At 37.5% G+C, this 5081-nt stretch carries 8 protein-coding genes; 4 read left to right on the top strand and 4 right to left on the bottom strand.

Going from position 1 to position 5081, the window contains the following annotated elements; translation table 11 throughout:
• The first annotated feature begins 249 nt into the window (after positions 1 to 249).
• A complete protein-coding gene (locus tag ABI367_RS07575; protein WP_462230735.1) occupies positions 250 to 1374 on the top strand; it encodes an NADH-quinone oxidoreductase subunit D in 1125 nt (374 codons plus the stop codon).
• Positions 1375 to 1514: 140 nt separating this feature from the next.
• Here ABI367_RS07575 and ABI367_RS07570 read toward each other — a convergent pair whose 3' ends face one another.
• On the bottom strand, positions 1515 to 2612 hold the full coding sequence (locus ABI367_RS07570; RefSeq protein WP_462230731.1) for a S1C family serine protease: 1098 nt from the start codon (positions 2610 to 2612) through the stop codon (positions 1515 to 1517).
• 12 nt (positions 2613 to 2624) lie between these two features.
• Positions 2625 to 3089 carry an RNA polymerase sigma factor gene (locus ABI367_RS07565; RefSeq protein WP_462230733.1) on the bottom strand — a complete coding sequence of 155 codons (465 nt, stop codon included), beginning with the start codon at positions 3087 to 3089 and terminating at the stop codon, positions 2625 to 2627.
• 261 nt (positions 3090 to 3350) lie between these two features.
• Between ABI367_RS07565 and ABI367_RS07560 the strand changes: the two genes are divergently transcribed.
• Both ABI367_RS07560 and ABI367_RS07555 read left to right on the top strand, forming a co-directional pair.
• Positions 3351 to 3542, top strand: coding sequence for a hypothetical protein (locus ABI367_RS07560; RefSeq protein WP_462230729.1), 192 nt, complete (start codon positions 3351 to 3353; stop codon positions 3540 to 3542).
• A 110-nt stretch (positions 3543 to 3652) separates the two neighbouring features.
• Complete coding sequence (locus tag ABI367_RS07555; RefSeq protein WP_462230727.1) at positions 3653 to 3838, top strand: hypothetical protein; 186 nt, start codon at positions 3653 to 3655, stop codon at positions 3836 to 3838.
• Between the two features lie 67 nt (positions 3839 to 3905).
• Here the strand turns inward: ABI367_RS07555 and ABI367_RS07550 are convergent, their stop codons facing one another.
• Positions 3906 to 4379 carry a PA2169 family four-helix-bundle protein gene (locus tag ABI367_RS07550; RefSeq protein ID WP_462230725.1) on the bottom strand — a complete coding sequence of 158 codons (474 nt, stop codon included), beginning with the start codon at positions 4377 to 4379 and terminating at the stop codon, positions 3906 to 3908.
• A gap of 86 nt (positions 4380 to 4465) precedes the next feature.
• Positions 4466 to 4630, bottom strand: a complete 165-nt coding sequence (locus tag ABI367_RS07545) for a phosphatidate cytidylyltransferase (protein WP_462230723.1) — start codon at positions 4628 to 4630, stop codon at positions 4466 to 4468.
• Positions 4631 to 4765: 135 nt separating this feature from the next.
• Between ABI367_RS07545 and ABI367_RS07540 the strand changes: the two genes are divergently transcribed.
• The coding region (locus ABI367_RS07540; protein ID WP_462230721.1) for an ATP-binding cassette domain-containing protein at positions 4766 to 5081 on the top strand (316 nt) is incomplete at its 3' end.

The raw sequence follows: 5081 nt of genomic DNA, 5'->3' as shown, positions 1-5081 counted from the left end.
TATCCATTAAGAAAAGATTATAAAACAGCGGAGTATTATAAAGGAATTAAAATAGACAGTTAACCTTGTCATTTCGAACGAGGTACGAGGAGAAATCTATACATATTAAATCTCGTGCATAGATTTCTCACTATGTTCGAAATGACATAAAAAAATAAATCCGAAATCGAACATCCGAAATCCGAAATTAGAGTGACCGAAGCTTTAAAAAAATATCAAGATAAGATCTCCGCCGCCAGCGTTGAGGATATGGTGTTGAATATGGGGCCGCAGCACCCGTCAACACATGGGGTTTTGCGGTTGGAGTTGATTACCGATGGCGAAATAGTAAAAGAGGTTATTCCGCATCTGGGATACTTGCACCGCTGTTTTGAAAAACACGCCGAATCATTAACCTACCAACAAACTATCCCGTTTACTGACCGTATGGATTACCTGGCATCCATGAATAACAGCCATGCCTGGGTAATGGGGGTCGAAAAAATGCTGGGCATTGATAAGGATATACCAAAACGTATTGAATATATCCGCGTGCTGGTTTGCGAAATGAACCGCATCGCGTCGCACCTGATAGCTATTGGCACTTATGGTATTGATATTGGCGCATTCACTCCCTTTTTATGGTGTTTTAGGGATAGAGAGCATATCATGGGTATGCTGGAGTGGGCATCAGGCTCGCGCCTGTTATACAATTATATTTGGATAGGTGGTTTATTTTATGATCTGCCGGTGGGTTTTGAAGAACGCTGCAAAGAGTTTGTAACCTATTTTAAACCTAAAATGGTGGAGCTGAACCGCCTGCTTACCGATAACCAGGTGTTTATAAGCCGTACAGCTAACGTAGGCGTTTTACCTATGGATGTGGCCATAAACTATGGCTGTACCGGCCCAGTATTGCGTGGTTCAGGGCTAAAATATGATTTACGTCGGATAGATAACTATTCTGTTTACCCCGAATTGGATTTTGATATTCCGGTAGGTACCGGGGCTATGGGCACCGTTGGCGATTGCTGGGACCGCTATAAAGTACGTGTTGACGAGATACAGCAATCGTTAAAAATGATCGATCAATGCCTTGATCGTTTGCAAAATGAATTAAAACGCACACCTGAGTTTGATCCACGAGCTAAATTGCCCAGAAAAATAACCCCAAAAGCGCAGGACTATTATACCCGATGCGAAGGCGCCAAAGGCGAGTTAGGCTTTTATTTTATTGCCGATGGAAAGTCGGAAATACCTTTCCGTGCCAAAGCACGCGGCCCAAGCTTTAACAACCTCTCCGTACTACCCGAATTAGGCAAGGGTGTGATGATAGCTGATTTAATAGCGATAATTGGTTCGCTTGATTTTGTTTTAGGAGAAGTTGACAGGTAGGACTAAGATTTGTAGGATTTAAGGATTGTCTTGATTAAAGGCCAACATCTTACAATCTTTATGTCCTAAAAATCTTAGTCCATAAAAAAAGACGCCCTTGAGCGTCTTTTTCATTTTATAGGTAGATGGGTAATGTATGCTTAGTTATAAACTTTCACCATAAAGGTGTATTTCTTCATCTTTTGTGTACGCTGAACATCAGGTAAACCCGCTAACGTATTCTTTTTGTTTAAAGTAACCGATTTACCGTGTAATGAATCGGCCGGGATATTATGAATAGCATCCAGCAGATATCTTGTTTTGATGGCAAAGTGTGTGCCTTCATACTGTGCTTGCTTGGCATCAGTTATACCAATAATATTACCCTTGCTATCCCATAACGGACTGCCGCTATTACCGGGGTTGGTAGGAATTGATATCTGATAGTGAACGCTATCGCCATTTAAACCTGTTTTGGTTGATAACCAGCCTTTATTATAGGTTTGTTCTCCGTTGGGATACCCCAGGGTATGTACATCCTCGGCAATATCGCTTTCTGATTTTTTAAAGGTATAGGGTATTGCACTCAGGTTAAATGAATCATCAACCACACGCAATATGGCAATATCATGCTGAGGTTCGGTATATAAAACACTGGCTTTAAATGATTTACCGGCGCTATTCTGTATGTATACTGAATCTGCACCTTGAATAACGTGATAATTGGTAGCTATCAATCCATCAGCAGTAAGGGCGAAACCGGTACCTGTGCTGCTGGCCCTATCATTTATAACTACATTTTTACCGGCCTTAATATCATTTATGGATTTATTGATACTGCCTATTTTTTGATTGAGTTTGGCATTAGCGCTTTTCAATTCAACAATTTTTGAATTATTATTATCAAACTTGCCCGTTAAAGCCATAATACTTAAAATAGCAAATATGGCAACAGATGCCGCAACTGATATTTTGGAGTGGTGATGACGCCATAGTTGCACAATCCATATAGGGTGTGCCATTAAGCTTTCTTTAAGGCTGTGCACATCAATTTCATCATGAATGGCGTTCAACCTGTTTTCCAGTTCAACACGCTCGCCATATTGCTTTAAAAGATTGGTGAAATTTTGATGTTCAACCACCTTTCCATCAACATCGGCACTTTCCTTACGCAGTAATTCAAACTTCTTTAACTCCTCCAGGCTCATTTCACCATTAAGGTAACGTTCAATTACATCCAAAAGTTGATTCTCGCTCATTGTTTTACTCCTTTAGTTTTGCTGAAAAAATAATTTCTTCAGCCGTTGCAGACACTTATATTTTTGCGTTTTGGCATTGTCCGCATTGGTATAGCCAAACCGTTCACAAATCTCCTGCATTGATCTGTTGTTGATATAAAAATCCTCCATAATGGTTTTACAAGGTTCGCCCAGTTGTTGCAAAGCGATATTCATTTTGCCAAACTGTATGTCCCTTTCATTATGTAGTTCTCCGCCTTCAACTTCGGCGGGTAAAAACTCTTCAAAATCTCTTATGTCACCCCCGTATCTGTTAATATGGGTTAGCCTTTTTAACCAAAGACGGCGACATATAGAGTATATATATGTTTTAAGCTTACTGCTTAATTCAAAATCACCCGCTTTTACTTTATTATAAAGAACAATTATCGCCTCCTGGTAAATATCCTTGGCATCATCCTCGTTGCCGTTATTATTTATAATAAGTTGCAATACCATTGGAAAATATGCCACGTATAACCGTTTTAAGGCACTTTCCGAATTATTTAGTATCCCAAGAATAACTTCGCTATCGGTTGGCGTTGTGTCTTTCAATGTTTTATTGTACTGTTAATACCGTTTATATCAAATTGTAACCCATCGGGGCAAAGAAAAATCAAAATTAAATAAATATAACGGTTACAACAGATCAAAATAAGGCAAGGGTTACCTTTTATCACATCATGGCATTAAAAGCACATTTAACTTAAAAAAATTATTATGAAAAACTTAATTAAGGTTGCTGCATTAGCTTTAGTAATTTCTTCATTTGCAGCTTGTGACCCTCCGAAAAAAGAAGAAAAAACAGTTATTGATTCTACCAATGTATATCCAGGTAAATTGATTCTACTAAGGTGGATACCGTTAAAACTGATACTATTAAAAAATAATTTTTACACTTTTTATAGCTGATTATTAGTTTTTTAGCAAAAACAAATCATTTTTTTTGCAAATAGCGGGTTACCTTTTTATTTTTACTGTATTAATAGCAAAACTATATAGTCACTTTAAAAAAAATTAACATGAAAAATTTCAAATTCGCATTTTTAGCTTTAGCTATCGCAACTTCATTTGCAGCTTGCAAAAGCAGCACTACAGCTACTACTGATTCAACTAAAGTTGATTCTACTAAAGTTGTTGATTCAGTTAAAGCTGATTCTTCTAAAATGGTTGATTCTACTAAAAAGGATTCTACTAAAAAAATGTAATTTCATTTTTTTACAAAACAAAAAAGCTTTCGGGTTTCCGAAAGCTTTTTTGTTTTATGCGGTTTTGTTAAGCGCTGTCGCGCAATAATTTTATTTCATCGTGCGCATCTACTAAAATACTAAGCTGGGCATTTAAAATATCCCGTATATAAACCGGCACATCCTCATCCTCCAGGGCAGATTCATACGCTTTTTTTATGGCATCTTCGCCAAATTCACATTCTTCTAAAATACTCTTTTCGCTATGGCCTGTAAAGGTGGTTTTAATATCCATCCAGGCACGGTGCAGTTTGCCGCTGGTACTGGTATCCGTTTCGGCATCCGCGCCTAATACCTGTACCTCCTTAGCTAACTGCATTTTAAACCGGCGGCTGTCGTCAATAAAACCTAAAAAAAGGTTCCGCAGATCGGTATGCACCGCTTCCTCTTTTATTTCCTCTTCCTCAATTTGCTTTAAGGCATTTTCATAGCCTACAATACGATCGTTATTAATTTGAACCAGATCGTTCAAGTTTTCGATTATTGCTTTATTGTTTTCCATGGTTATAATGTTTTGTTATAATAATATAACCCTACCTGTTTTAAACTGTTTTAATTTTTAAATAAATTAATTTCAATAAACAATATTTATTTTCCTCTAAACATGGATAAAATCCAGATAATAACGCCAATAACAATAACTACAGCTAATATGCCTACAAAAGCACCTGCTTTAAATATACCTGTGATAACTGAGCAGCTGCTCAAAGTCATGATGGCTAACACGAATACTAATAGATTTAATTTTTTCATGGTTTTAAGTTGTTTTAAAATAATATGCAAAAATCAAGCCTTTTACAGTAAGCCCAAAAACACGTATTAAAAACGCATCGATTATGTTTTTTGATTGTTATAATTGTATGGCAATACATACAGAGGCGCACCTACATGGCACTACCAATAGTTTCAATACAGCATATAACCGTAAGGTTTTTAAACAACACTATATTCACCAATTTAAACTTTGAAGTTAATAAAGGCGAGAGCTGGGCACTGATAGGCGAAAGCGGATCGGGCAAAAGCGTCTTGCTGCAAACTATAGCAGGCAATTTGAATGTTACCAATGGCGAAATTGCTTATGACTTTATTCAAACCCAATCTGCGGGACATAAACCTATAGCGTTGGTTGAGCCCAGGCATCATTTCAGGAACTTATCAAACACTACCGAGTTTTATTACCAGCAGCGCTTTAACTCATCCGATT

Source organism: Mucilaginibacter sp. (assembly GCF_039935595.1).
GTDB lineage: Bacteria > Bacteroidota > Bacteroidia > Sphingobacteriales > Sphingobacteriaceae > Mucilaginibacter.
The sequence above is the reverse complement of the archived record's forward strand: the minus strand, read 5'-3'. Positions and strand labels throughout refer to the sequence as shown.

What these genes read in the sequence shown, in the direction of transcription:
- ABI367_RS07575 (WP_462230735.1), top strand. Translation starts at nt 250, where the DNA reads ATGGTGTTGAATATGGGGCCGCAGCACCCGTCAACACATGGGGTTTTG.
- ABI367_RS07570 (WP_462230731.1), bottom strand. Translation starts at nt 2,612, where the DNA reads ATGAGCGAGAATCAACTTTTGGATGTAATTGAACGTTACCTTAATGGT.
- ABI367_RS07565 (WP_462230733.1), bottom strand. Translation starts at nt 3,089, where the DNA reads ATGGTATTGCAACTTATTATAAATAATAACGGCAACGAGGATGATGCC.
- ABI367_RS07560 (WP_462230729.1), top strand. Translation starts at nt 3,351, where the DNA reads ATGAAAAACTTAATTAAGGTTGCTGCATTAGCTTTAGTAATTTCTTCA.
- ABI367_RS07555 (WP_462230727.1), top strand. Translation starts at nt 3,653, where the DNA reads ATGAAAAATTTCAAATTCGCATTTTTAGCTTTAGCTATCGCAACTTCA.
- ABI367_RS07550 (WP_462230725.1), bottom strand. Translation starts at nt 4,379, where the DNA reads ATGGAAAACAATAAAGCAATAATCGAAAACTTGAACGATCTGGTTCAA.
- ABI367_RS07545 (WP_462230723.1), bottom strand. Translation starts at nt 4,630, where the DNA reads ATGAAAAAATTAAATCTATTAGTATTCGTGTTAGCCATCATGACTTTG.